Origin of the sequence: Bacillus sp. FJAT-27225 (genome assembly GCF_001685025.1) — a bacterium.
Taxonomy (GTDB): domain Bacteria; phylum Bacillota; class Bacilli; order Bacillales; family Cytobacillaceae; genus Bacillus_D.
Window position 1 is genome coordinate 577,463 of record NZ_MAYU01000012.1, and the last position, 25,442, is coordinate 602,904.

Genomic DNA, 25,442 nt, shown 5'->3' on the forward strand with positions numbered 1-25,442 from the left:
GTTGGACCCGGACCCGGTATCTAATAATTAGGACTAACATTTGTCTAATTAGGACAAACGCATAACCTGGTAAAATTCACAATTTCACAAGGGGTCTGACCCCTACCCCCAGTGGGTATCCCTTAGTTGGCGGCCGCTTGTTTTAGGATGCAGCGGCCTTTGCCGTATGGGATGCAGAGCGGTGTGCCGAAGAGCGGGTCGATGGTGACTTCGCAGTCCATGTCGAAGACGTTTTTTACTAATGAGCAGTTGATGACGACTTCGGGCCGGCCCTGGGCATAGATGGCTTTTTCCTTGATGGCAACGATGTTGTGCGCGTAGCGGCAAGCCAGGTTCAGGTCGTGGAGGACCATGACGATGGTCCGGCCTTCGCGCTCGTTCAGTTCCCAGAGAAGATCGAGGATTTCGATCTGGTGGGTCATGTCAAGGTATGTTGTCGGCTCATCCAGCAACAAGATATCGGTATCCTGAGCCAGTGTCATCGCTATCCAGGCACGCTGGCGCTGGCCGCCGGATAGGGAGTCGACTGGACGGTCCTTCAAGTCGTCAAGATTGGTTGCCTTCAGGGCATCATTTACTTTGCGCTCATCTTCTTCTGACCATTGCTTCAGCCAGGATTGGTATGGGTAGCGGCCCTGTTTGACGAGCTGTAGTACGGTCAGGCCTTCCGGCGCGACGGGTGTCTGCGGAAGGATGGCCATGTTACGGGCAACTTCCCTTGTTGATAGTTTTGAGATAGCTTTGCCTTCAAGTAGGACATTGCCGGATTTCGGCTTCAAGAGGCGTGCGATTGAGCGGAGCAAGGTCGATTTTCCGCAGCCGTTCCCTCCGATGAAGACGGTGATTTCACCTTTCGGAATGGTGAGATTCAGTTCGTTTATGATAAGCGTATCTCCATAGGACAGGGTCAGGTCTTTCGTCTCGATCGCGGTTGCTTGCGTCAATTCAGACAGCTCCTTTTAAAGATTTTTCGGGTGGTGACGGACACGCCCCAGAATTTATCGAATGTCACTGGTTTCTTGTTTTAAAAAGCAGATAGATAAAGTATGGCGCGCCGATTGCGGCAGTGAAAACGCCCGCCGGGACTTCGAGCGGCGAGAACATCGTGCGCCCGATTAGGTCGGCCGCCATGACAAGGATTCCGCCGATGACGGCTGATACCGGGAGCAGTGCTCCGAACGATGAGCCGACTAACCTTCGCGCCATATGCGGCGCCATGAGTCCGACGAAGCCGATGCCGCCTGCGAATGCGACGGATGTTCCAATCAGCCCGGTTGCAATGGTAAGCAGTACGAGCCGCTGTTTCTGGACGCGCGAACCCAGGCCGGTTGCAACCTCGTCACCGAGTTCCTGGATGTTCAGATTCCGGGCGGCGATGAGCGCGAGTAGGATTAAAATCAGTGTTGCCGGGAGGGCGATTGAAACGTTTGCCCAAGTCGATCCGTAAACGGTTCCGGTCAGCCAGATGTTTGCCTGGCTTGCCTGAAAGATTGGTCCGAGAATCATCATTAACGTTGTCAGTGCCTTCATGAGCGCCATCAGGCCGATGCCAATCAGGACGAGCCGAATTGGCGAGACGCCATTTTTCCAGGCCAAGATGTAGACGAGGAAAGCGGCTAGTGCGGCACCAATGAAGGCAGCTACTGGCATCCAGGCGATCGGGACGGTTAGTGCGTTGTTTTCATCACTAAAAATTGCAAGGAATCCCACGACCGCTACAGATGCGCCGCCGGTGATGCCGAGTATGTCAGGCGATGCGAGCGGGTTGCGGATCATTCCTTGCAGGATGCTGCCCGCGACGGCAAGTCCCATCCCGACGACAAGAGCGATGATGATTCGCGGGAGCCGGAAAGACGTGATGATTAGCCGGTCCATTTCAGTTCCCCCGCCAAAGAAGGTTGAGATCACGGTGAGCGGACTGATTTTCATTTCGCCCACGCCGGTGCTGATGATAAATAGCGCGGCTGCGGCGATTGCCAAGGTGAGGAACTTAATCAGTGCTTTTTTATCAAGGAGGAAAGAGATTTTTCCTTTTAGTATACGTATCGTTCTGAATTGACTCATCGGCTATTGAACCCCTTCCTCGCAATATAAATGAAAAACGGGGTACCGATAATTGCTGTTGTGACGCCGACCGGGACTTCCTGCGGCATAAGCAGGTAGCGGCTGGCAATGTCGGCGGCAAGCAGAAGCATGGCGCCGAGCAGTGCTGCGAAGGGAATCGTCCAGCGATGATCGATGCCAACAATGCTTCTCGTAATATGTGGGATGACGATGCCGATGAACCCAATTGGCCCCGCGACGGCAACGGCCCCTCCCGCAAGCAGTATAACGAGCACGCCAAGGGCAATTTTAACAAAAGCGGTGTTAAGCCCGAGGCCTTTCGCGACGTCTTCCCCCATCGCCAGAACGTTCATCTTTCCGGCGATTAAAAGCGAGCCAAGCCAGCCGGCGATCAGGTATGGCAGGACGGCGGTCAGGTTTTCAAGGTCGCGGCCTGAAACCGAACCGGCAAGCCAGAACAGGACTTGCTCGAGCGCCGCTTCGTTCAGGACAAGCAGACCCTGTGTGAGGCTTGCGAACATCGCAGTGATTGCCGCCCCGGCGAGTGTCAGCTTCATCGGCGTAAGCCCTTCACGGCCGAATGAGCCGATTACGTAGATGCCGATAGCCGCCACGGCTGCACCGAAGAAACTCAGCCATGTGAAGGCCTGGAGGCTATCGACTTTCAGGAGCGTCACGGCGATAACCACCATCATTCCCGCACCCGCGTTGACACCGAAAATATCGGGTGACGCAAGCGGGTTTTTGGTCAATGTTTGCAGCAAAACTCCGGCGATGCCGAGGCTTGCTCCGACTGCTGCCGCAATCAAGGCGCGCGGAAGCCGGACTGATTCGATAATAATATGTTCATTGGATCCATTGAAGTTTGTGAATGCATCAATGGCCATTTTGATAGTTGTGTCTGTGTAGCCAAAGACAATGCTTGCCCCCATTAGGACAAGTAGCGAAATGATGGCGGCGAATAAGCCAGCCCATTTTAACGCTTTGTTTTTCAGGACCATGATTGCTGTTCCGGCCTTTCTAACATACTTAGTATCATTATTGTTCTTATATACTAGTCTAAGTTGATGGAGCAACCCTGTCAATGATTCTGATAATCATTTTCATTTAGAAATCCTCACTTTTCATAAAATTATCACTAGATAAGTTAGCATCGATTTGGAAAATTCTGCTCCCTCTCTCAACTTAATATGAATAAAGATACTCTTTTTGAAAACTTTGTGAATTAAAGTGAATAATTGAGAACAATTTTCATTTAAAGCGTTGACATGAGCGTTGTATGATTTTATTATGAAGTTGTCATTGAAAATGATTATCAATTACAATTTGCAGGAGGACTACTACGATGAGGCGATTTAAATCGATATTTGTGCTGATTACTTTATTTTCTTTGTTTTTGCTGGCTGCTTGCTGGAAGGGCAGCGATGACTCAGCCCAAGGTGGCGGAGAGGAAACTGCGAAAAAGGGGAATACGAGCTACACTGTGGAGCATGCGATGGGCTCGACGACACTTGAGAAAACACCCGAGCGTGTGGTCATTTTAACAAATGAGGGTACTGAAGCTTTGTTAGCACTTGGCATTAAGCCGGTAGGTGCGGTTCAGTCGTGGACAGGCGACCCTTGGTATGATCATATTGAGGATGAGATGAAGGATGCCAAGGTTGTTGGGGTTGAGAGCCAGGTGAATGTTGAGGCGATTGCGGCACTGAAGCCTGATTTAATCATCGGGAATAAGATGCGCCAGGAAGAGATTTATGAGCAGCTGAAGGCGATTGCGCCGACTGTGTTCGCGGAGACGCTCCGCGGTGATTGGAAGGAGAATTTCAAGCTGTATGCCCAGGCTGTGAATAAGACAGCTGAAGGTGATAAGGTGCTTTCGGATTATACAAAGCGGATTGAGGATTTGAAGGGTAAGCTTGGCGACAAGGTGAATATGGAAGTGTCGATGGTCCGGTTTATGGCTGGCGATGTCCGGATTTATCATAATGATTCCTTCTCAGGGGTAATCTTGAAGGAGATTGGCTTTAAGCGCCCTGCCGAGCAGGATAAACCCGATTTCGCTGAAAAGAATGTGACGAAGGAACGAATTCCAGCGATGGAAGGCGACATCCTCTTCTACTTCACGTATGAGGAAGGCGATGGCAAGGCTTCCGAACTTGAAAAAAATTGGACCAATGACCCTTTGTTTAAGAACCTTGAAGTGGCCAAGGCTGGGAACGTCCATAAGGTTTCCGACACAATTTGGAACACGGCCGGTGGCGTAATTGCGGCTAAACTGATGCTGGATGATATTGAGAAGATTATGGTGAAGTAGAGTTTTTTGCTTGGAATTGCAAAGGGTGATTCAGTTTTTAGTATTGATGATTACCCTCCCCTTTTAATATTTTTGCACCCGCCCGGTTTTGTGGCGGGTGCTTTTTTTGTTTTTCGGGGCTATCCGTCCGCGTGGAAAAGACACCCCCACAGGGGAATGCGGGTTTCGGTGATGTATTGTCCACGGCAGGGGTCTGACCCCCGAATATTTTTTCCTTTTCAGGTGATAATAAGTTTACTTTTTGGGGTGTTTTGTTTGTGTTAGGGGGTGTTCGGTGTGCGGAAGAAGCCGGAGGGCGAGGTTCCTCTTTCGGAGGAGATTAAGGGTTCGAGTGATTTTGTGGTTAAGAGGTACAAGAATCGAAAGACAGGAGTTTCGTTTCACCTGTCGTATTTTTCGACGCTTGTTGATGAGCAGCTGGTCCAGAAAAGTATCCTCCCTTATTTAATTGGTAAGGATTTTGAGTTTATTTCTGATGTTCCGGCCGTTGTGCCTATGACGGGAGCTACTTTGACAGAGGACCTTTCTGAAGTCGAAGAGAAATTGATGCTTGGTTTTTTATTATTGACTGTCGATAGCGATCCAGGGAATTTTGCGCTTTTTGAAGCTAAGTTGGTAAATGTGCGGTCGATTTCTCCCCCTGAGGTCGAGTTCAGTGTCCTTGGCCCGAAAGAAGCGTTTGTCGAATCCCTTACCCAGAATACAAATATGGTCCGAAAACGCCTCCCAATAAAGGAGCTTATGATTGAAGAATTTTCGGTTGGGACGCTTTCGAAATCGAGGGTTGCCGTTTTTCATATTGAAGGGATAACCAACCCCGAAAATGTGAAGACGATGACAGACCGAATCAAAGCCATTGATTTTGATACGATTGTGGATAGTTCGTATATTGTCCAGTTGATATCTGATAATAAATATTCGCCGTTCCCCCTGTTTTTGGATACAGAGAGGCCGGACCGGGTCGTATCGGTTCTGTCCGAGGGGAAGGTAGTCGCGATTGTGGAGGGTTCCCCACATGCTATCATTGGCCCGACTACCCTTAGTGAATTTTTTAGCGCGTTTGACGACTATTTTTTGAATTGGATTTTGGCATCATTCTTGAGATTGCTTCGCGTATTTGCCATTCTGTTTTCGTTGCTGATTACTCCTTTGTATGTGGCGGTGCTTTCCTATCATTATGAATTAATTCCGAAGGATTTGATGAGCACGCTTGTCAGTTCAAGAAGGCTTGTTCCTCTTCCCCCTATACTTGAAGCCCTGTTTTTGGAACTGGTGATTGAACTTTTACGGGAAGCAGGTGCCAGGCTGCCATCAAAGGTCGGCCAGACAATCGGCATTGTTGGCGGTATAGTCATTGGGACTGCTTCCGTGGAAGCAGGGCTGACAAGTAATGTCCTGCTCATCTTCGTCGCTTTGGCCGCACTCGCTTCATTTACAACGCCGATTTATAAAATGGGGAATGCGGTGCGGATTTTACGCTTTCCATTTTTACTTTTTGCCTCATTATGGGGAATTCTCGGAATTGTCTTTTGTTTTTCCTTAATGATGACCCATTTGATCAGGCTAAAGTCCCTGAACCGTCCTTTCCTTCAGCCTTTTTATCCGCCTAGGATTGCTGACAATAAAGATACACTCGTAAGGCTTTCATTCACTTGGCAAAAAACAAGGCCAATGTTTTTACGTACGTTAAATCCTGTTCGCTTTAATCCAAAGGTAATGAAAAAAAATAGGGAAGATATTGACGAATAAATGGGGGTGGTAAGCTTGTCGGCTGTGAAAATACCAGAAAAGTACCAAGTCTCGACATTCTTTACCTTCTTCCTAGTACACACAATGCAATTTGGAATTGGTGTTCTCGGTTTCCAGCGGATTATTGCTGTAGAGGCGGGATATGATGCCTGGATTTCCGTTATTGTTGCAGGATTGCTTATCCATCCTATTTTATGGATGGCCTTTAAAATGATGAGCATCGCTGAAGGCGATATCGTGTCCATCCACCAATATGCTTTTGGTAACACAGTTGGAAAATTGCTTACAATCCCCTTTATTGTTTATTGCATCCTGACAAGTATCACGACGCTGAGGACTTTTATTGAAGTCGTCCAAGTATGGATGTTCCAGGATTTAAGCACCTTTTGGTTCGGGCTTGCCTTTTTACTGCTCACGGTCTATATCATTTACGGCGGATTCAGAACCGTGACTGGGATTGTGTTTTTTAGTGTTATTCTTCCATCCTATATACTCGTAATGTTCCTTTATACAATCCCTTTTTCAGATTTTACGAATTTGCTCCCGATCCTCGATCATTCGGTTAAAGATTTGGCGAAAGCATCAACTAAAATGTCGTTAACCTATATTGGATGGGAACTCATTCTAGTCTATTTGCCTTTTATTAAAAATGGCCAACAGTCGCAAAAGTTTGCTCATTGGGGGTTACTATTAACGACATTTATTTATACCTATATTACGATTATCTCATTTGCTTTTTTTTCCCAAGGGCAGCTAGAGCGGACAGTCTGGGCGACTTTGTCAATGTTTAAGATTGTTGAAATGCCTTTTGTTGAACGGTTTGAATATGTCGGAATTGCCACCTGGGGCCTGATTATTTTGCCAAATATATGCCTCGGAATATGGGCAGCGACCCGGTGCCTGAAACGGGCATTTCAGGTAAGGCAAAAAAATGGGGTAATTGGTGTTTCACTTGTTTGTCTAATCGTTTCTGTTCTCCTTACAGGACGCGGCAAGGTGGACATGATTAATACTGTGACGGGACAGGTAGGTTTATGGTTCAACTTTGCCTATTTGCCTTTATTATTTTTGGCCGTACTAGTGGCTAGGAAGGTGAAAAAACGTGCTAAAACGTAGCCTGCATTGTGTACTGGCAGCCTTTTTGCTAACAGGGTGTGTACAAAAGGAAATCATTGATGATGTATCTCTCGTCACCGGTATTGGATATGATGCCGCCAAGAATGGAAAAATTGAAGGCACCGCTCTCATGCCATTTTATCTTCCGGACCAAAAGGTTGAGAACAACACCATTACCGCCGTAGGCTCACCGACCCGTGATCTTTTTAGGCTTTACCAGCAAAGCTCGTCAGATCCTGTAGTTGGCGGTTCCCTTGAGGTCGCTCTGTTTGGAAAGGATTTTGCTGCCAAGCATGGGGTTTACCAGGTTCTAGATTCTCTCCAACGTGATCCAGGAGTTGGCTCAAATGCTTTTTTTGCAATTGCAGACGGGAAGGCGAAAGATTTACTGAATGGAAAATTCGGAAAAAAAGGGAATGCTTCGTACATTTCAGACCTAATCAAGCACAATTCAAAAAACAGGGATTTGCCAAGGACGAATATGCACCTGTTCCTGTCGGATTATTTTAAAACCGGCAAAAGTGCCTATCTTCCCATTCTAAAATTGAAGGGGAAAAATCACGTAAAGATTGCAGGTATTGGGGTTTTTAAAGACGATAAGTTGGTATATTCGATACCTGAGAAAGATTTATTCTATTTTAAATTGCTTGTTGAAAAATATAGTGAGGGAACAATCAAGGTTGTAACCGGAAAACAAGAGGCTGTTGTCGAGAGCCTCAGTTCGGAATACAAGCGGAAGCTGGTGAAACGGAATCCCTATGAATTAACCGTCGATATTGAAGTGAAAGGCTTGATTCACCAGTATACTGGAAGAAACATGGACAAAAAGATCGTTAACGACATAAAACGGGCACTCAAAGGCCAAATCGAATCAGAATGCACGGACCTCATTAAGCAATTTCAAAAAGAAAAAATCGATCCCATCGGCCTCACCCACTTCGTCAAAACAAAAACCCGTGGCTTTGATTATGAAGGATGGAAGAAAAATGACTACAATAATATGAAAGTCACCGTAAACGCAAAAGTTAACATCTATGAGACCGGGGTTATCCAATAGGGAAGTATTTAGGGGTCAGACCCCTCTCGTGGACTTTTCTTGATTTTTGTCTTCCTACAGCGGACACATTTAGAAAGGGTGCCTTTTTATGGGGCACCCTTTTTTCTATTCGCTCAACTTTTTTTGACATTCTATTTGCTTCTTTCACTGTCTATACGGTTTGGGACTAAGTTATTCTGTGGTTGAGAACATATAGCGTTTATGGTGGTAACGAATTGAGAATATCAAGGCTATGGCGAGCATATTTCCCATGAGCGAGCTGCCTCCGTATGAGACGAACGGGAGCGGGATGCCCGTGATTGGCAGAAGCCCAATTGTCATGCCGACGTTCTGGAATACGTGGAAGGTGATCATCGAGATGACACCGACGCAAATGTACGTGTAGTAGTTGTTTTTCGTTTCCATACCCACCTTAGTAATATGGTAAATAAGGATGAAGAACAAGCTGATCAGGACGCTTGCGCCTATAAAGCCAAATTGCTCACCGATTACCGAAAAAATGAAATCAGTATGGCTTTCCGGCAAATAGACTTGAAGTTTGCCAAGGCCCTTCCCATCTGTTTGGCCAGATCCAATCGCCAGCAGAGATTGGGTCAGCTGGTAGCCGATTGTACTTTGATAGTTGAATGGGTCAAGCCAGGAGTATATTCGGCCAAATTGGTATGGTTGAACGCCGAGGTATTTTTCTAGTATTTCAGGCTTCCAAATGACAAGTGAGAGGATTCCTCCCGCCAGGAGTGCCCCGCCACCAAATATAGGGACGAGAAGTTTCCATGTAATCCCCGCTATAAAAATCATACCTGCCATTATCGCGAGGAAAACAAGCGATGTTCCGAGGTCAGGCTGCTGCATGACGAGCAGCAGCGGAACGAATGTGACCGCGCCAATTTTTAATAGCAGCATAAAGTCGCTGCCAATGGATTTTACTTGATATTTCTGATTATGGTCCCATATGACCCTAGACAAAGCAAGGATGATAAATACCTTAACGAATTCCGATGGCTGCAATGATCCGATGCCAGGGGCACGGAACCACGATTTCGCACCGTTGATTCGAGGAGCAATCGATTCTGGAGCGATAATGACAGCCAGCAGCAACAGAAGGCCGAAGCCATACGCATACCAGGTCACCTTCTTTAACTGGTCGGAATCAAGAGTAATGACCCCAGCAATAATCCCGCAGCCGACCGCGTACCAGACGATTTGCTTAATTAAAAAGTTGCCTCCGTACTGCCCTGAACTTGTCTGCGCACTATAAATAGCCACACAGCTTGCCAAAAACAATAAGAAGAGAATCAGTGCCAAACTATAATCAATTTTCGAATGTTGCTTCATTAATCGGAACTCTCCTTTGTAGCAGAAATCGTACGGATGGGGGTCTGACCCCCAAGAAAGACAATTTTGCTACTTTGTCCACGTTGGGGGTCAGACCCCTAAAATGGACAATTCTTTATTTTTGTCCACCCGGTGTGGACCTTTTTGTTAATAACGTCGAATCTTGTCGTACCTACAATAGTTCATTATATTTTCTTCCGGGGAAATTCTCAATTATTTAGGGATGTCTGGTTAAAATTGGCTGGTTGGTATGTTGTTCCACCTACATAGTTCCCCTCGCGGTGCTTCGATTGCCGCGCAGCAAAAACTTAAGAAAATCTCACCCGACACATACAGTCACGAATATCCCTTATAACCTCTGCCCCTTCTCAACCTCTTTTGAACTCCTAAAAAACCTGGCTCAGCGATATTTGTTCTTGACGACTTAAAACGCCGCCCACTACAATAAAATGGTGTGTATTGGAAATTCACTTTTAGTGTTTCCTCTCTATTATTAAACACGCGAAATATTTGCGATTTTTCATCATATATTTGTAGGGGCCTGTCTCGCTTCAAACGTTAATCAGATGGACCGTTTTTCGGATGTTCTTGGGCAATCCGCCCGAGTACATTTTGCTCTAAATTGGAAAGTAAAAATGTCCTTGAGCATTTTAATCGAGGACGATTGATGTTACATAAGTATTGGAGGTTCGGTATGTTATCAAAAATTGAAGCGTTTATCCTTGGGCTAATTCAGGGTTTGACGGAGTTTTTGCCAATCAGTTCAACTGGCCATCTGTATCTTGGCCGCAATTTGTTTGGGCTCCAGGAAGCGGGGCTGTTGCTCGACACGATGCTGCACGTCGGGACACTGGCGGCTGTGTTCGTCTTTTACCGGCATGAGTTTTTAAAAATTCTCAAAAACCCGTTTGGCAAGCTGACCTGGCTGCTGGTGGTTGGTACGATTCCGGCGGTGGTAGTTGGATTGACACTCGAGGATTATATTGACAAAATCTCAAAGACCGGTTCGACTATCGGCTGGGAATTCCTGATTACCGGTTTGTTTTTGTGGATGGCTGATTCGATTAAAAACGGCCAAAAGAAAATGGAGGACATCTCCTACAAGGATTCGTTCATTATTGGCTTGTTCCAGGCAGCCGCGATCATGCCGGCGATTTCCCGCTCCGGTTTCACGATTGTTGCGGCGCTTTGGCGGAAGCTTGACCGCGAGACGGCTGCCTACTTCTCGTTCCTCCTTTCCACCCCTGCTATTGTCGGCGCGGTGCTCCTTCAGTCTCTTGATTTGATGGAAGGCACTGGCGAACAAATTTCACTTTCCGCGCTGGTTGTCGGAATCATTTCGTCGGCGATTTTCGGCTATATCGCAATAAAGTGGATGATCGGCTATTTGAAAAATCATTCGCTGAAGCCTTTCGCAATTTATGTATGGATTTTGGGCGTGGCTGTCCTGGCGTTCCAGTTTACAGGGAAGTTTTGAATCTCGCTGGGTGCGGCGGATGGTTCCGGTTTTCGTGTAAAAAATAGTTTAATTCATTTGGGGGATTCTTTCCCTTTTTAAAGGAGGAACCCTGTGTTATATCTGTACAGATACAATTCTGCCTATATCCCCATACATTTCTTACTGTGGTGTTCAATGGCATTGGGATACTATATGTCCACTGGGAAAAACGACTGGCTAGTTAATGCTTTGATGGGTTCTTTCATACTAAATGCGATTGGTTCGATTCCGATGCTCATTCAGTATTTTAAGAAAAGACAACAAATAAGATTTATTGAAGTCCTACTAACTTTCGCGATTTTTCTAATTCCATATTGGATAATAGCCGTCTTAATGAGAATCTTTCTATTTTGAACTAGACCCGGATATTTTATAAAAAAACTCGCCGATAGTTGGCGAGTTTTGCTTTTTTATAAGAACACCGTCCCGTTACCCCCGGGCCATTTCGCGTGCGGCTGCTGCGGCCTTCTCTTTGGCTGCTTCCATGATGGCCGGTACTTCTTTCGGGAAGTGGTCGACGCCTTCCGCATAGACGGTCGGCAGGACTTCCATGCCAAGGAAGGCTAGAGCGGTTGTCAGGTACTGATCGCCAAAGTTTAAATCCTTCAACGGGCCTTCCGAATAAATGCCGCCGCGTGTTTGCAGGTGAATCGCTTTGCGGCCAGTCAACAGGCCATGGCGGTTGCCTGGGTCTGGATTGAACGTCTTCCCGGCAATGAACAGGTTATCCATAAACGCCTTCAAAACCGCTGGTGAACCAAGGTTCCAGATCGGCGACACAAACACATAGTAATCATTGTCGATGAACTGATCCGCTAACTCATGCATCGAGGAGATTGCCTTTTGTTCACCCTCGGACAACTCGTCGAATTTCTTGCCCATAAAGCTAAGTTTGGCGCGGGCATAAAGCATATCCATATCAATATTCGGGATATCCATGTCATAAAGGTGCATATGAGTAATTTCAACATCCGGCTGCTCTTGCTTGAACGCTTCAATAAACGCATCGCCAAGCTGCATGCCTTTCGAAAATTTGCTGTCCGGTTTCGGAGTTGCCGTTACATAGAGAAGCTTTGCCATTAAAAACATCCCTTTCCTTTGTATACTACCTCTCATTTTATAGTAAAAACCATCTGTGCATCGTTGAACAATCAGTGACGAATATGGACATTGTGTGAAGGACTTTTTTGGAAAAATGGGTCGACGCTCTCAAACCCGGCTTTTACATGCCGTATGCAAACGCCCCTAGTCTACTCTCCGGCTTCTCCACCGAAAGAGTCCTCAAAAAGCACGTCCCCATTACTGTCCAAATACTTATACTCTAAAATAGAGTGCTCCACATAATCTTCTGTTGGAAGTTTTTCTATAAAAACTTTCTTATCATTAACCTTGGCCACATCCTCAAACAATTGTTGCCCAGCTTCATCCTTGAGGGAATAGCTGACACTGTGCGCTTCCGGTATATTTGCCCAGCCCCAAATCTACCAGTCCTCAAGATCTCCTGGCTGGCTGATAGTCAAAACTTTAAAACCGATTGTGTCCTCAATGTATTGCGCATTCTCGCCATTTCCATCGTATCTGTAACCGCGATTTGATTTGGAGAATGTATTCATGGTGATAAACCTCTGACCCGCAAAATCATTACTTGCAAATATGGCGATTTGGTTCTCGTCATCCTGATACAAAACCTCTGTATCTTCACGGCCTGAATCCTCGAGTGCTTCTTGAAGAGTTGGTGCAGAACAGCCTGTCATAAAAGCAACCATAACCAATACAAGTACTTTTCTCATATCATTTCCCCTGTCTCCGCTTGGGGATTTTATTATAATTTACACACTTTTGTAAGAATTCTCTTTTACTATTAAAATCCCTTCCTATGCCTATTTCAAAAACTAAACCAAATAAAACTAAACAAAACTTAACAAAACTACATAAAATTCAACGATTTGTAACAAAACTCACTTCCGCTTTATTTTGAAATCGTTTACTATGAAACTATCAAATCAAATGGCCATTGTTATAAACTAAACCAAACCCAATTAAAGGAGGCTTCTTCCGTGGAAATTAAAGCGTATACACCGGATGAAGTAGCTCAAATTTTTCAAATATCAAAGCATACCGTCTACGAGATGATCAAGCGCGGTGAGCTGCAGGCATTCAAGGTCGGCAATAAAATGCGGATTGAACACGAAGAAATTGAACGATACAAGGAATCGATGAAGGCGCCTGTCCGAAAACCGGTACAGGAAACCGCCACGCCCGGCACACTCCAGCAAATTCAGGCGCGGCTCGCCGGCAGCCATGATTTTCTTGTCGAGCATCTTGTAAAAGAAGCGTCGGCAACGCTTGGGGTCCAAGTTCAACCTACATACATCGGAAGCCTTGAGGGGCTGATGATGCTTTACCGCGGACAAGCGGATATTGCGGCGATGCATTTGCTTGACCCGACATCTCATCAATACAACCTGCCATTTATCCATCAGCTGTTTGTTTATGAAACAATCAGTGTGGTCAGGTTTGCGGCTCGGGAGCAGGGATTTATTGTTGCAAAAGGAAATCCAAAGAGCATCAGCGATTTCAATGACCTTACCCGAAAGGATGTCAGATTTATCAACCGTCAAAAAGGATCCGGGACGCGCTTCCTGCTGGATTCGAAGCTTCTCGCGAGCGGAATTAACCCTTCCGCCATCAATGGCTACGAAACAGAGGAATGGACACATTTGTCGACCGCCTCTCATATCTCCCGCTGCTCAGCCGATGTTGCGTTCGGAATTCGCTCAGCGGCGGGCCATCTCGGCCTTGATTTTATCCCGGTTGCCAAGGAACAATTCGACCTCGTGTTCCGTTGGACAGATGAAAACCGAGAGACGCTCGCTAAACTTGTTCTATTTTTACAAAGCAAAGAATTTAAAAAGAGCCTTTCCGACCTAGAAGGCTATGACATCACAGAACTCGGCAGCATTCTATTCCAAACGAAACAACAGGAGGAATCTGTCAATGCTTAAAAACCGTTATTTGCACATCATCATTTCTCTTTTGCTTCTCGCCCTTGCCGCATGCGGCAACTCGGACGAAACAGCTGGCGCAAAAAAGGAACCGGAAAAGAAAGACGAGCCGAAGGAATTGATTCTCGCAACAACAACCAGCACCCAAGACAGCGGCCTGCTTGACGAGCTGCTTCCGATTTTTGAAGAAAAGTATAATGCCAATGTAAAAACAATTGCGGTTGGTACTGGCCAGGCACTTGAAATGGGTAAAAAAGGCGAAGCGGATGTGCTTCTGACACACTCCCCTGCCTCCGAAAAAGAGCTAGTTGACGCTGGTGATGTAACCAACTACAAGCGCGTTATGTACAATGACTTCATCCTCGTTGGCCCGTCCAGCGACCCTGCTGGTATAAAAGGTATGCAGACTGGGGAAGCGTTCAAGAAGCTATTCGATTCAAAAGCAATCTTTGTTTCCCGCGGCGATGACTCCGGCACTCACAAGAAAGAGCTCGGCATTTGGACGAATCTTGGCATCACTCCGGCTGGCGACAACTATGTCTCCACTGGCCAGGGCATGGGCCCAACTTTGCAAATCACATCCGAAAAGCAAGGCTACACCCTGACTGACCGCGCGACCTTCCTTGCGCAGGAAAAGAACTTGAAAGACGTTGTGGTCATTGTTGAAGGCGACAAAGACCTGCAAAATATCTATCACGTCATGCAGGTGAACCCTGACAAAAATGACAAAATCAACTCTGAAGGTGCGAAACAATTCGTCGAATTCATGATCGCCGACGATACTCAAAACACAATCGAGGAATTCGGCAAAAAAGAATACGGCCAATCCCTATTTTTCAAATACACCGAATAGGTTTTGTAAACCGGGACGGTTCTCATTAACCAAAACGAGGTAACCGAGGATAACTTGTTTGCCCACTTAAATGGTAGAGTTCAGGAAAAACCCTATCCTGTTTCTATAGAGGGACTCCTTCCCTTAACTTGCCCCCGTTTTCGCCAAGGACGGGGGTATCCTATTTAAGAGATTGACTTAACAATTCGCACGTCATGCCAGGGGCAACTTCCTTTCAGAAATGTTTTATAGTTAAATAGAATAAGAGGCCTGATTGGCCTTATAACGCACTAGACTTTCTTCCTCTGGCCATTATTAATACGCATAAGACGTTTATTTTAGCGCACCAAAACACCTTTACTCATACAAACTGCTTGTCCCTATTAACTAGAAAGGCTTGGCTGCGATGGATTTGATTGTTGATGGATTTAGAAAAGCGATTGAGATGATTCTGTCGGGTGACAGTGAGATTATAGAAATTACGTTGCTGACTCTTCAGGTGTGTTTCCGGGCGATTCTGTTCAGTACGCTTGTCGGGATTCCGCTCGGGATGCTGATTGGACTTACCCAGTTCCGCGGAAGCCGCGTTGTGATGGTATTTATCAACATCGGAATGGGCATCCCGCCAGTTGTCGCAGGTCTCACTATTACGATGCTCTTGTGGCGTTCGGGCCCGCTTGGCGACCTGTCGCTGCTCTACTCGCCGACCGCGATTGTGCTTGCGCAAATCCTGGTATCACTCCCTATCGTGACTGGCCTGACGGCATCCGCGTTCCAGGGGCTAGATCCAAAGCTTATTTTACAAATAAAGGCTCTCGGGGCAACAAGAGTTCAAACACTCTGGCTGCTGATAAAAGAAACGCGCATCGCAATCCTGGCCGCTGTCATGGCAGGGTTTGGGCGCGTCATTTCCGAGGTTGGCGCAGCGATGATGGTCGGCGGCAACATCAAGGGTGATACGCGCATCCTGACCACGACAATTGTAATGGAGGTCGGCAAGGGAAACTTTGATGTAGCGATTGCATTGTCGTTTATCCTGATGACACTGGCATTCATGATTACTTTATTCCTGACAACACTTCAGCAAAGGAAGCGTCCGCTATGAATCCATACTTGCAGTTCCATAATATCGAGCATTATTTTGGTGAAAGAAAAGTGTTGGATATTCCTGAGTTTACGATTTACAGCGGGGATTTCCTGGGTGTCATGGGACCAAACGGCGCTGGCAAAAGTACGTTTTTAAAAATTGCCTCATTTTTGGAGGCGCCAGTCGCCGGAACTATTTCCTACAAGAATGAGCCCGTTCCTGCAGGCGGAGCGTCACTTGAGCTGCGGAGAAGGTTTTCGATTGCACTGCAGCAGCCCCTGCTTTTGGACACGACAGTTTTTCAAAATATCGCAGTCGGGCTGAAGCTGAGGAGGTTAGCCCGCCGCGAAATCAACGAGCGCGTGGAGCTATGGATGGATCGGTTCCAAATCAGCCATCTGGCCCGAAAAAACGCCCGGTTTTTGTCTGGCGGTGAAGCGCAGCGTGTATCGATTGCGCGGGCGATGATTATTGAACCGGAAATCTTGTTCCTGGACGAGCCGTTCTCGGCACTCGACTTTCCGACAAAAATCAAGCTGATGGAAGACTTCCGCGAAATATTTGCCGACTCCGGAACGACAGCAATGTTCGTCAGCCACGATCTCATGGAAGTAAAATTTTTGACATCCAGGCTTGCGATTATGGTAAACGGTGAAATCACACAGACCGGTCCAACCCAGGAAATCATCGACCAGCCAAACAGCCAATCCGCCCCCTTCCTCGAAGTCTGGAAAAAATACACCGGATAACGTACGTTTCTGGTTTACCGGATTTGGTTAGAGCCAGGAGCTTGTTCTCAGCCAGTTATCCTTTTAATTGGAGATAATCGAATGAAGCCTTTTAAAACGCCTCTTTATAAAACGATCGTATTTATTCTGATTGGAATCGGCATTTTGCTGATGCCCTTATCCGATTTGGACGGACTGCGCTCGAATTTGTCAGGTTTTGCAGCTCTAATGATCATGGGACTTTTCTTCCTGTCCATTGGGCTGTATTTGTTTCGGAATAGAATCAATGGACAAGGTTTCTTTTGGGATGATGAAGGCGTGGTGGTTGATTACAACGGAAACAAGGTGTTTTGGGACGAGATTGAGGATATCCAAATGCGGCGTTCGGGGGACGGTTATCGTTCAACCGTCATTTATGCACACTATTCTCACCATGAAAAGATTCGATTACGGCATGGCCAAAAGCTTCCAACTCCCGATCATGCCATCCAATGGACGTGGATTTCACAGCCGAAGAAGTTTCATAGCGAGCTGTTGAAAGCGTGGAAGACCAAACTGGAACAGATTGAATAAAGCAGGGGAAGCTGGCGTAGATAGTACCGGGATCTCAACTGTTATTTTTCAGTAAAAATAAAAAGCCCAGTTAATTATGCTAATCATTGGAGACGTTTCGAACCCCTTCCTAGCCTGAAACGGTACCAATACGCGTTATTGGTGACATTTCACTTGTCTTTCGAACCTAAAACGTGCCCGATACTCCCTATTGGGCACATTTCGTACGTTCTTTGCACATGAAACGGTTCCAATAAAGCTAGACATGTATTGCCGGTTCCATCAAAATTCTCTAGCGGTGCTGTGGATAAGTGGTTTTCCTGTGATTTTGTGGATAAAACCGGTGGATAACAGGAAAAACAGCGTCCAAATTCCCTTTTCAACGCCGTGGTCTCCGATCGTTATTCAGTTTCCTTTTCATTATCGGTTCCCTTTTTATTATCCATTTTCTTTTCGTCTTCTTCAGACTGGTTGAGTTTTTCCTTTTTCTCTTTTAGCTTTTGGGTAACCTTTTCCCACTCTTCGAGGAACTCAGCCGGCACCATCCCTTTTTCGAAGGTTGTGCCGATGTTCAAGTTTCCGGAAAGCTCCCTGATTCCGAGGTTACGGAATGAATTTTCCTGGTCAAATTGGTCGACATACATTTTATCAACCTTGAATTGATGATAAATGATGATTGGCCGATGATTGTTCATCCCCGCTTGTTCAGCACTGGATTTCTGTCCGATTTCCCCTGAATCACTGCCATAAGCTTCACCGACACAGCTATTACCGCTCTGCAACTGTTCAGCATAGCCGCCATCAGGCTCTAATGTTCCTTCTCTCGTTTTACTGCCTTCCACAATCCCTTTCAACAGATCTTTGCACACCTGCAATTCCTTTTCTGTTTCGGCAAGGCGCTTTTCCGTTTGGTAAAGACGGGAAGACATCTCGTGCATTGAACGACGAATCGGCTCGAGTTCGGCACGAAGCTCTTCTTTCATAGACCGGCGAATCGCACCAAGCTCCGCCCTAACTGCTTCCTGAACAATCCGGTTTATCTCCCTATCCTTTTTGCTCTCGTTGCTTTTCAGCTTCATCAAGCCGAGCTGCTTTTCGATTTGCCCAATCCGCTTTATTTCAACTTCCAACGTATTTATCCGCTTTAATTGCCTTTCAAGGTCAGCTGTTTTTTGCTGGACATTGCCAAGTACCGTATCCTCTTGCGTTTGTTTTTTGAAAGGCATCGTTATCCCCGCCTTTTACCGAATCATGATTGGTTCTTCTCTTGTGAATTTCCGGGCGTAGGTAATAATCAGGAGGCCATTTTCAAACCTGGCATGAATTGCCCGGCTTTCTGTCGGCTCGGGCAGCTCGATGGTGCGCTGAAATTCTCCGTACTTCCGCTCGTTTCGGACGGCCATTCCGTTGATCATCGGCTGCTGGAGGATTCCTTTTACCAAAAGCTTCGTGCCAGACACTGACAGGGCAATATCCTCCTTCATGGCACCCGGAATTTCCATTAGGAGGATCACATCTGTTTCGGTCAGAAAAATATCGGTTCTTGGAAAATCAGCGGGTCGGGATTGCCTCTTTGGCTTGATTACGCCACTTTCCGCCTCTGCCAGCATGCCCTCCATTCCATCCATTCGATCCTCTTCAAAAACCATCTCCCAAAACTTCCCGTTCTGATATTGCTGTGTGATTTCCATCCATTGTTTTATTTTTTCAAAATCCATATCCGTCCACCTCTTTGAATGAAACTATGCCCTTCCGTCAAATTGCCCGGACGGATTCCAAGTTTTCTACCCGAACCCTTAACAAGGGGTCTGACCCTTGCCATCACTTTGGCAAACGAGAATCGTCCCCATCAGCCTATCCTTCATTCCACAATCGGGACGGCGACTTCGGTCATTTGCGGGTCCTGGCGCTTTTTCATTTTGATCTGCAAATACTGGTCCTTGTATTCCGAAACCGTGTCCTTCATTTTTACAAGCGACGGCAGTGTAAAGACAGTTTTTTCGACTGCACCGGGAAGCCCTTCAATCATAAGCTGATTGGTATTGTGGTAGATTTTCAGGTTTGCCAGTACTTTTTCGTCCTCGATAAAAAGCCTCACATATACATGCTCATGGCTTTCAAATATGCTGGCAGTCATAGGATAGGAGCCAGATTCCTGCTTTGTTTCAGGCTCCTGTGCGACCGCCTCCTCAATCATCGACTTTTGGCTCATTGCCGTTGACATTGACTTCTCGATCATGTCATGTACGTATTTTTGAATATCATTATTTAAATAATTTTCGCCAAGCCATTTAGGCAGCCCGCCTTTTGGAAAAAGAAACGGCAGCATGCTCGGTTCCCCCCTTTTAACATGTTAAAACTGATTGCTGATTGGCATTGAAGGATTCGCAATTTGATCCTGGTCACTTACATCTGGATCGATATGATTATTGCCCATAAGAGATGTGGATGGCGATATGTCCCCTAAAGAGAAATTCGCCCCGATGAACTTTGTGTTGGCCGTATGGCTGTTATGGATGGTCGCACCGATATCAAAGTTTCCATTATGGGTTATTCCATTCGTTTTTATATTAAAAATATTTATAAAATAAGGCATGGTGTACCCCTCTCATTAAAGCTGCTTTGAGTTGACATTGGCTGGATTCGCAACATCGCCTTGATCGTTAACATCTGGATCAATGAAGACATTTTCCATACCGGAAGTGGTTGGTGAAGTATCCCCGTAGGACGAATTGGTCCCCTGAGATTTTGTATTCGCTGTGGGCGAGTTATGGAGGGCGTCGCCTATATTGAGGGAGCCATTATTGGAGATACTGTTTATTTTAATGCTGTATATGTTGATATTTACGGGCATATTCTCGCCTCCCTGCATCTGGTTGGTTATGTATATGCCCAACTTGCCTTTTTGGTTAAAAAAATGCCCTATTGCGCTTCACTTTGCTGGGATTTGGATACGTCGATAGACTTGTTATGTTCGTTCAGTTCATACACATTGGACTGGTCGCCGAATGACCAGGAAGCCCCGGTCGCTTTTATATTGCTCGTATGGCTGTTCTGAAGCGTCGAACCGAGGTTGATGTTGCCGTTTGTGGAAATGATATTCGTTTTCATCCGGTGGACGATGATATTATTCTTCATGCCTTCACCCTCTCAAGGATACCTATCTCTACCTATATATGATGATAGCCCTCGTTATGTCCCTGTTCCGGCTGTCCACAAATCAAAAGGAAGCCCCCGAAATCCGGCGGCCTCCCCCTATTCACCCTATTGAGTTAATGAATATCTGTATGACCAATTGAAGGTCCATAAGAAAGTGAACGACCACTATCGGCCACAGCCTTTTTGTTTTTGCAAAAATAAACCCGACAATGATGGCGAGCGGGATAAAGGCTACAACACGCCAGAGCATATAATCCGCTTCAAAGACGAGCGGCAGAAATGCATGCTGCAAGGCAAGCCCCAGGCTAACCAGTAATAAAGCAGAAGTTTTTCCGCTTAACCTCGGGAGTGCATACCCAATATAGAGCGGCAGCTCGACCAAGGCATTTGTCAATGGAAAAACAATTAACGCAATTGCCGCAAACAAGACAGGCAGCTCCTGAAAATGGGTGGCGGGCGGTATGAATGAACCAAGAATTAAATAGGAAGAAACATACAACGGGACCGCCCCGCCCACTATTCCAGCGACCAGCAGGATTGCATACTCCTGAACCTTCTTCCATCCTCTGATAGGCGGACCGGCAAACATGCTTTTGTAGGAAAGGCCTTCTTTTTTTAAAAAGTGCCTTATGATAAAAAATGTCAGGATGTTTGCGGCGATTGCCTGGTATGGCCACCATTTCTCTGCCGCTTTAATCGGGTTATCAAAGCCCGCCAGCGCAACAATCCCTACAATTGCAAAACCTGTCACAATAAATAACAAGGACCTCAAGATCAGAGAGAAGTACACCCTTTTGTGCGTGCTTTTTTCAACCAATGCACCCTTGTTCATTGAGTAGTTGACATTCATGAAATGGCCTCCTTTTTCTTTTGTACGGCTGGTAAAGTCGTCGGCTTTTTTGTTTTATAAAAATTGGTCCCGAGAACCCCGAGGATGATAAAACATGAGCCAAGGATATGATGAAACCTTATATCCTCATGCAAAAACAGTGCGCCGGCTAGAATTGAAATGACGGTTGAAAGGTTAGAGAAAACACTCATCTTGGAGGCCGTTAATTTAGAAAGGATAAAGTTCGATAAAAAAGCGGTAAGCATTGTCGCAAAAATGCCCAAAAACAAGACTGAGAGGATGAAATCAAGGTGAGTAAGATTTTTAACGTAATCGGCCGCCTTCCCTTCTGAAATTTTTACAACGATAGCGGAAAGGTTGAAGAAGATAAAGCCGAACGTGACCATGATGTAGGTTAACTGGATGGGTGAAAAAGAATCGGATAAAAAACGGGTCAGCACTGCATAGCCTGACAGGGCAATAGTTGATAGAATCAATAATCCGATCCCTATCAAATGGCTGATTGACAAGTGGAATGCCACGCCATTCATCACAAAAACAAAGACGACTCCAAAAATCGATAAAGAAATAAACAGGGATTGCATGACATTTACTCTTTCCTTAATAAAGACGGCAGCCAGTAGCGCTGTAACGGCCGGGGAAAAAGCGATTATGATGCCGCCCTCGGCTGAAGATGTAAATTTGAGCCCCAGCGCCTGAAAGCTGAAAAACAATGTTGGGTAAAACAATGCCAGCACCAGCAATGAACCTAGTTGCTTCTTGCTTCTCCCTTTTAGTGAAAGCTTGCCGCTTTTGCCAGTCACTTTCATAAAAACACTTAATGCAATCCAGCCAATTAAAAATCGATACCCAAGTGTTTCAATTGGAGATGTCGCTTCCAATGCAACTTTCGTAAACAAGAACGATAAACCAACAATGACTGCATTCGCAATTGCTGCCACATAAACGATATGTTTCGCCAACCCTACCCCTTCTTTCATTTCCAACCTTCCGCCGGCACACTGTACGAGGCAAGCAGATTGTTGGTTAGTTGATTGTGTTCAAAGTGATACATGTTCAGGGTCCATCGGTTCGTGGACATTTCCCCTTTATCGGACAGCCCCATAATGTACTAGAAACGTTGGTACACGGGACGAACCGCTCTTCGCAAAACACAATTCCGTCTTTTAATTTGCTTTATCGGACGAATCACTCTTCGGAAAACGAAGTTCCGTCTTTTAATTTGCTTTATCGGACGAATCACTCTTCGGAAAACGAAGTTCCGTCCATTAAACTACTTTTATCGGACGATTCACTCCCCGGAAAACGAGGTTCCGTCCATTAAACTAGCTTTACCGGACGAATCACTCCTCGCAAAACGAAGTTCCGTCCTTTAAACTACTTTTATTAGACGAATCACTCCCCGGAAAACGATGTTCCGTCCATTAAACTAGCTTTACCGAACGAATCACTCCCCGCGAAACACGGTGGCGTTCTTTAAATGGTTTTATGACCATGCTAAAGGACACTAAAGCTTATACAGCAAAATTCTTTAGATAAAATAGTCCCATTTAAAATCTATTGATAGAACGCCAACCGGTTCATCATCAGAAAGCTGCAATTTCTTAACTGCGAGTTCTGGTTGTCGAAAACAAACCAGCCCTTGATAATAGCCAAATTTTCGGCAGATTTCTGGTCTGTCAGCATGAATACCGCATCTATCATTCTCCTGATCGTAGAAAATGCACGTGCCTGTGAATCGCTGTTGTGTTTGTAAGGAGAGTCGCATCTTTGCCGGCATTCTCTTAATCCTCTTTTTAATCCTTTTCAGTTCTTTTTCGGTAACTGGAACAGGGCCGCAGCAAAGGCCTCTGCATCCCTCGCAAGGAAGAGTTTGAACCATTGGAATCTCCTTTCGCCGGAAAATTATTCTTCTGCTTTTGACGTTCTTGTTTCTATAAAGTTACGAATTTACGAAGTTTTTATTTTTGGACTCCGCCAGTCCCTGTTTGCTCATCATCACACTGTGCGTCTCTTCCCCGATTTCCATAACCAGTGCAGCGACCAGATTCTGCTGGGCTTCCAACGTCCTGCCATCTTAAATCTCGCCGTCTGCGGTGAATTTTGAGGAAGCCTGGGGAATCAGCACTTCCGGCCTTCGCAGTAATTGTACATTCAGTGCAAAAAGAATTTCCCTCAGATGCAACTGCGCGCGGACGGTTCCCAGCATTCCGGGCGTGGCTCCGATTACACTTACCAACTTGTTTGATAATGGCATCCCGGCTGCCGGGCGGGAAAGCCAATCGACAGCATTTTTTAGAACGCCTGGAACCGAAGAGTTGTATTCTGGGGTACTAATGATAACTGCGTCAGCATTCCCCACTGTTTCTGCAAGCCGTTTGACAGCAATGGGCAGATTCTCTTCCAAATCGGTGTTATATAACGGAATGTCTGAAAGGTCGGCTAGCTCAAATGTCCAATCACCTGGTAATGCTCTGCCTACACATGTTAAAAGCTGTTTGTTAATTGAGCTTTCTCTAAGGCTTCCGCAGATTCCAACAATATTGATTTTCTTCATTCCATCTCCACTCCTCATAATTGGTTTCTAAGATTATTTTATTTTTTATATGAGAAAAGAAAAACTCGTTAAATTTCATAAAATTTTTTGAAAAAAATCAATGTTTTTGAAGTATGCATTTAACTAAAAGTGCAAATTTCCAAAATTATGAAATATAATAAGTGTACGCTAGTGGATCGGGGGACGTAATCATGGTGGGGGACAGGATTAAAAAACTTAGAATCTTTAAGAATATGACTCAAGATGCATTAGTGGATGGGATTGCCTCGATTGCTTACTTGAGTAAGGTAGAAAATGGGCAAACAAAGCCTTCAGAGCAATTTTTAGGGAGAATCGCCGATAGGTTCGGGATTGAACCAGCCATTTTACTGCAACCATCTTCTCTTCCAGATATTGAAGAAAGAGCAAGACGCATTTTATATGGTTATTGGAAAAAGAAAATCCTTAGTGACAGCGATATTGCATTGCTGAAATTGCTTTCAACGGAAATGCAATCAAACAAGGTGCTACTTATGGTCTTTTCCGTATTAATCCGTTTTTTTTACAGCGATTCAAGGTTTGTTGAAGCGAAGGAAGCCTATACTCTTTCAAAACGAGTCGTGAACCTTGGGAATGGCGATACCGATAAGGAAGAAATCTATTATTACGTCTTTGCTTGCGGCGTTCTGCATTATGAATTATACGAATTTCAGATTGCCCATGATTATTTTTTACTAGCGGAAAAGCATCTTCCCGACGATGACTGGCAAAAAGGGAGGGTCTATTACAATCTCAGCCTTGTACATGAAAGGATTACCGTTGATAAAGCCATTTCTCTTGCGTATTCGGAAAAAGCCTATCATTTTATGAAAAAAGCCGGTGATGCAAACAGGACGGTGAAAATCCTATTGTTCCGGGCTATCCAGTTCCTTTCCATATTCAAACCCAATGAGGCGCTAGAGTGCACTTTCGAAGCACAGAATCTTGTTTCCCACACAGACAATGACCTTAGGTTAAAGTCCTCAATCGTTTTTAATTTTGGAAGGGTCTTTCAAATGAAGGGAAACTATCCGGAATCTATCAAGTATTACAAAGAGTTTATCGAGATAGTCAAAGACCTTTTTCCCGAAAAGGCAATCAGAGGGTATAAACGGCTCGCTGAAATCCATATTCATCTAAAAGAATGGGATCTCGCCGATCATTATCTTGAACTTGCCCGGGGCGTTGCCAGGGAATACAAAAAGGTTTTCTTTGACCAGGAAATGATGCTGCTCGAAATTTTCACTTATAAAATCAAGCAATTAGACGATAAATATGAAAAAGAGATGCAGAAGCTGCTTACATACTGTATAAAACAGGATGACCTTGCACTCGGAAAATATTTGGCCTCGGAACTTGGCGTTTATTTTCATGAAAGGCAGGCATACAAAAAGGCCTCCTCATTTTTCAAACAGGCATATAATCTTGAAAAGAAACATAAGAGCGATGAGCAGCTGGTAGCAGAAGGACTGCCGTTCGAATTTTAAACAATCACGGCCAACCTTAAAAAGTTGGCCGCAA

General features: G+C 45.5%; 29 protein-coding genes. 11 read left to right on the plus strand and 18 right to left on the minus strand.

The features are described from left to right. Positions 1-122 precede the first annotated feature (122 nt). The 3 genes from A8F94_RS10270 to A8F94_RS10280 form a co-directional block, all read right to left on the minus strand. Positions 123-944, minus strand: coding sequence for an ABC transporter ATP-binding protein (locus tag A8F94_RS10270; RefSeq protein WP_066199325.1), 822 nt, complete (start codon positions 942-944; stop codon positions 123-125). 64 nt (positions 945-1,008) lie between these two features. Next, positions 1,009-2,064 carry a FecCD family ABC transporter permease gene (locus tag A8F94_RS10275; RefSeq protein ID WP_066199328.1) on the minus strand — a complete coding sequence of 352 codons (1,056 nt, stop codon included), beginning with the start codon at positions 2,062-2,064 and terminating at the stop codon, positions 1,009-1,011. Further along, positions 2,061-3,065 carry a FecCD family ABC transporter permease gene (locus tag A8F94_RS10280; protein WP_066199330.1) on the minus strand — a complete coding sequence of 335 codons (1,005 nt, stop codon included), beginning with the start codon at positions 3,063-3,065 and terminating at the stop codon, positions 2,061-2,063. Before A8F94_RS10280 ends, A8F94_RS10275 begins: the two co-directional genes overlap by 4 nt. A 344-nt stretch (positions 3,066-3,409) precedes the next feature. Between A8F94_RS10280 and A8F94_RS10285 the strand changes: the two genes are divergently transcribed. From A8F94_RS10285 to A8F94_RS10300, 4 genes are all read left to right on the plus strand, one after another. Beyond that, on the plus strand, positions 3,410-4,378 hold the full coding sequence (locus A8F94_RS10285) for an ABC transporter substrate-binding protein (protein WP_066199333.1): 969 nt from the start codon (positions 3,410-3,412) through the stop codon (positions 4,376-4,378). Between the two features lie 276 nt (positions 4,379-4,654). Beyond that, positions 4,655-6,127: a spore germination protein gene (locus tag A8F94_RS10290; RefSeq protein WP_066199336.1), complete on the plus strand. Its 1,473-nt coding sequence runs from the start codon at positions 4,655-4,657 to the stop codon at positions 6,125-6,127. 24 nt (positions 6,128-6,151) lie between these two features. Next, positions 6,152-7,243: a GerAB/ArcD/ProY family transporter gene (locus tag A8F94_RS10295; RefSeq protein WP_254660843.1), complete on the plus strand. Its 1,092-nt coding sequence runs from the start codon at positions 6,152-6,154 to the stop codon at positions 7,241-7,243. Beyond that, complete coding sequence (locus A8F94_RS10300; RefSeq protein WP_077247651.1) at positions 7,230-8,300, plus strand: Ger(x)C family spore germination protein; 1,071 nt, start codon at positions 7,230-7,232, stop codon at positions 8,298-8,300. The genes A8F94_RS10295 and A8F94_RS10300 overlap by 14 nt, the downstream gene beginning before the upstream one ends. A gap of 171 nt (positions 8,301-8,471) precedes the next feature. On the opposite strand, the gene A8F94_RS10305 is transcribed toward A8F94_RS10300, so the two are convergent. Then, positions 8,472-9,635 (minus strand): FtsW/RodA/SpoVE family cell cycle protein, encoded by a 1,164-nt coding sequence (locus A8F94_RS10305; RefSeq protein WP_066199342.1) that lies wholly within the window; start codon positions 9,633-9,635, stop codon positions 8,472-8,474. A gap of 694 nt (positions 9,636-10,329) precedes the next feature. Between A8F94_RS10305 and A8F94_RS10310 the strand changes: the two genes are divergently transcribed. Continuing rightward, positions 10,330-11,112, plus strand: a complete 783-nt coding sequence (locus A8F94_RS10310) for an undecaprenyl-diphosphate phosphatase (protein WP_066199346.1) — start codon at positions 10,330-10,332, stop codon at positions 11,110-11,112. A gap of 450 nt (positions 11,113-11,562) precedes the next feature. Here A8F94_RS10310 and A8F94_RS10320 read toward each other — a convergent pair whose 3' ends face one another. The 3 genes from A8F94_RS10320 to A8F94_RS10325 all read right to left on the minus strand — a co-directional run bounded on the left by A8F94_RS10320 (position 11,563) and on the right by A8F94_RS10325 (position 12,923). Continuing rightward, complete coding sequence (locus A8F94_RS10320) at positions 11,563-12,213, minus strand: FMN-dependent NADH-azoreductase (RefSeq protein ID WP_066199354.1); 651 nt, start codon at positions 12,211-12,213, stop codon at positions 11,563-11,565. Positions 12,214-12,383: 170 nt separating this feature from the next. Beyond that, the gene (locus tag A8F94_RS25715; RefSeq protein WP_175384391.1) at positions 12,384-12,542 is read right to left on the minus strand and encodes a hypothetical protein; all 159 of its coding nucleotides are present in this window, start codon (positions 12,540-12,542) and stop codon (positions 12,384-12,386) included. A 72-nt stretch (positions 12,543-12,614) separates the two neighbouring features. Next, positions 12,615-12,923: a hypothetical protein gene (locus tag A8F94_RS10325; RefSeq protein ID WP_066199357.1), complete on the minus strand. Its 309-nt coding sequence runs from the start codon at positions 12,921-12,923 to the stop codon at positions 12,615-12,617. A gap of 267 nt (positions 12,924-13,190) precedes the next feature. Here A8F94_RS10325 and A8F94_RS10330 point away from each other — a divergent pair, with 267 nt between their 5' ends. The 5 genes from A8F94_RS10330 to A8F94_RS10350 all read left to right on the plus strand — a co-directional run bounded on the left by A8F94_RS10330 (position 13,191) and on the right by A8F94_RS10350 (position 17,358). Then, positions 13,191-14,138, plus strand: a complete 948-nt coding sequence (locus tag A8F94_RS10330) for a helix-turn-helix transcriptional regulator (protein WP_066199360.1) — start codon at positions 13,191-13,193, stop codon at positions 14,136-14,138. Beyond that, positions 14,131-14,991 carry a substrate-binding domain-containing protein gene (locus A8F94_RS10335; protein WP_066199362.1) on the plus strand — a complete coding sequence of 287 codons (861 nt, stop codon included), beginning with the start codon at positions 14,131-14,133 and terminating at the stop codon, positions 14,989-14,991. The genes A8F94_RS10330 and A8F94_RS10335 overlap by 8 nt, the downstream gene beginning before the upstream one ends. 385 nt (positions 14,992-15,376) lie before the next feature. Next, positions 15,377-16,075 carry an ABC transporter permease gene (locus A8F94_RS10340; protein ID WP_066199364.1) on the plus strand — a complete coding sequence of 233 codons (699 nt, stop codon included), beginning with the start codon at positions 15,377-15,379 and terminating at the stop codon, positions 16,073-16,075. After that, positions 16,072-16,806, plus strand: a complete 735-nt coding sequence (locus tag A8F94_RS10345) for an ABC transporter ATP-binding protein (RefSeq protein ID WP_066199370.1) — start codon at positions 16,072-16,074, stop codon at positions 16,804-16,806. Before A8F94_RS10340 ends, A8F94_RS10345 begins: the two co-directional genes overlap by 4 nt. An 81-nt stretch (positions 16,807-16,887) precedes the next feature. After that, positions 16,888-17,358 carry a hypothetical protein gene (locus A8F94_RS10350; RefSeq protein ID WP_066199372.1) on the plus strand — a complete coding sequence of 157 codons (471 nt, stop codon included), beginning with the start codon at positions 16,888-16,890 and terminating at the stop codon, positions 17,356-17,358. A gap of 380 nt (positions 17,359-17,738) precedes the next feature. Here the strand turns inward: A8F94_RS10350 and A8F94_RS10355 are convergent, their stop codons facing one another. The 11 genes from A8F94_RS10355 to A8F94_RS10400 form a co-directional block, all read right to left on the minus strand. Continuing rightward, positions 17,739-18,563 (minus strand): hypothetical protein, encoded by an 825-nt coding sequence (locus A8F94_RS10355; protein ID WP_066199374.1) that lies wholly within the window; start codon positions 18,561-18,563, stop codon positions 17,739-17,741. A 15-nt stretch (positions 18,564-18,578) separates the two neighbouring features. Continuing rightward, entirely contained in the window at positions 18,579-19,055 is a 477-nt protein-coding gene (locus tag A8F94_RS10360) for an Hsp20/alpha crystallin family protein (protein ID WP_066199376.1), read from the minus strand. Between the two features lie 143 nt (positions 19,056-19,198). Further along, complete coding sequence (locus A8F94_RS10365) at positions 19,199-19,666, minus strand: hypothetical protein (protein WP_066199378.1); 468 nt, start codon at positions 19,664-19,666, stop codon at positions 19,199-19,201. Positions 19,667-19,690: 24 nt separating this feature from the next. Then, a complete protein-coding gene (locus tag A8F94_RS10370; RefSeq protein ID WP_066199380.1) occupies positions 19,691-19,933 on the minus strand; it encodes a spore germination protein in 243 nt (80 codons plus the stop codon). A gap of 15 nt (positions 19,934-19,948) precedes the next feature. After that, on the minus strand, positions 19,949-20,191 hold the full coding sequence (locus A8F94_RS10375; RefSeq protein ID WP_066199382.1) for a spore germination protein: 243 nt from the start codon (positions 20,189-20,191) through the stop codon (positions 19,949-19,951). Positions 20,192-20,259: 68 nt separating this feature from the next. Continuing rightward, positions 20,260-20,475 carry a spore germination protein gene (locus tag A8F94_RS10380; protein WP_066199384.1) on the minus strand — a complete coding sequence of 72 codons (216 nt, stop codon included), beginning with the start codon at positions 20,473-20,475 and terminating at the stop codon, positions 20,260-20,262. Between the two features lie 121 nt (positions 20,476-20,596). Further along, a complete protein-coding gene (locus A8F94_RS10385; RefSeq protein ID WP_066199386.1) occupies positions 20,597-21,346 on the minus strand; it encodes a CPBP family glutamic-type intramembrane protease in 750 nt (249 codons plus the stop codon). Beyond that, the gene (locus A8F94_RS10390) at positions 21,343-22,326 is read right to left on the minus strand and encodes a DMT family transporter (RefSeq protein ID WP_066199391.1); all 984 of its coding nucleotides are present in this window, start codon (positions 22,324-22,326) and stop codon (positions 21,343-21,345) included. The genes A8F94_RS10385 and A8F94_RS10390 overlap by 4 nt, the downstream gene beginning before the upstream one ends. A 551-nt stretch (positions 22,327-22,877) precedes the next feature. Continuing rightward, positions 22,878-23,228, minus strand: a complete 351-nt coding sequence (locus A8F94_RS10395) for a YkgJ family cysteine cluster protein (RefSeq protein ID WP_066199393.1) — start codon at positions 23,226-23,228, stop codon at positions 22,878-22,880. Between the two features lie 60 nt (positions 23,229-23,288). Next, positions 23,289-23,411 carry a hypothetical protein gene (locus tag A8F94_RS26360; protein WP_302621305.1) on the minus strand — a complete coding sequence of 41 codons (123 nt, stop codon included), beginning with the start codon at positions 23,409-23,411 and terminating at the stop codon, positions 23,289-23,291. A gap of 12 nt (positions 23,412-23,423) precedes the next feature. Continuing rightward, on the minus strand, positions 23,424-23,903 hold the full coding sequence (locus A8F94_RS10400; RefSeq protein ID WP_066199397.1) for an NADPH-dependent FMN reductase: 480 nt from the start codon (positions 23,901-23,903) through the stop codon (positions 23,424-23,426). A 191-nt stretch (positions 23,904-24,094) separates the two neighbouring features. On the opposite strand from A8F94_RS10400, the gene A8F94_RS10405 reads away from it, so the two are divergent. Continuing rightward, positions 24,095-25,408: a helix-turn-helix domain-containing protein gene (locus A8F94_RS10405; RefSeq protein WP_066199401.1), complete on the plus strand. Its 1,314-nt coding sequence runs from the start codon at positions 24,095-24,097 to the stop codon at positions 25,406-25,408. Positions 25,409-25,442 lie beyond the last annotated feature (34 nt).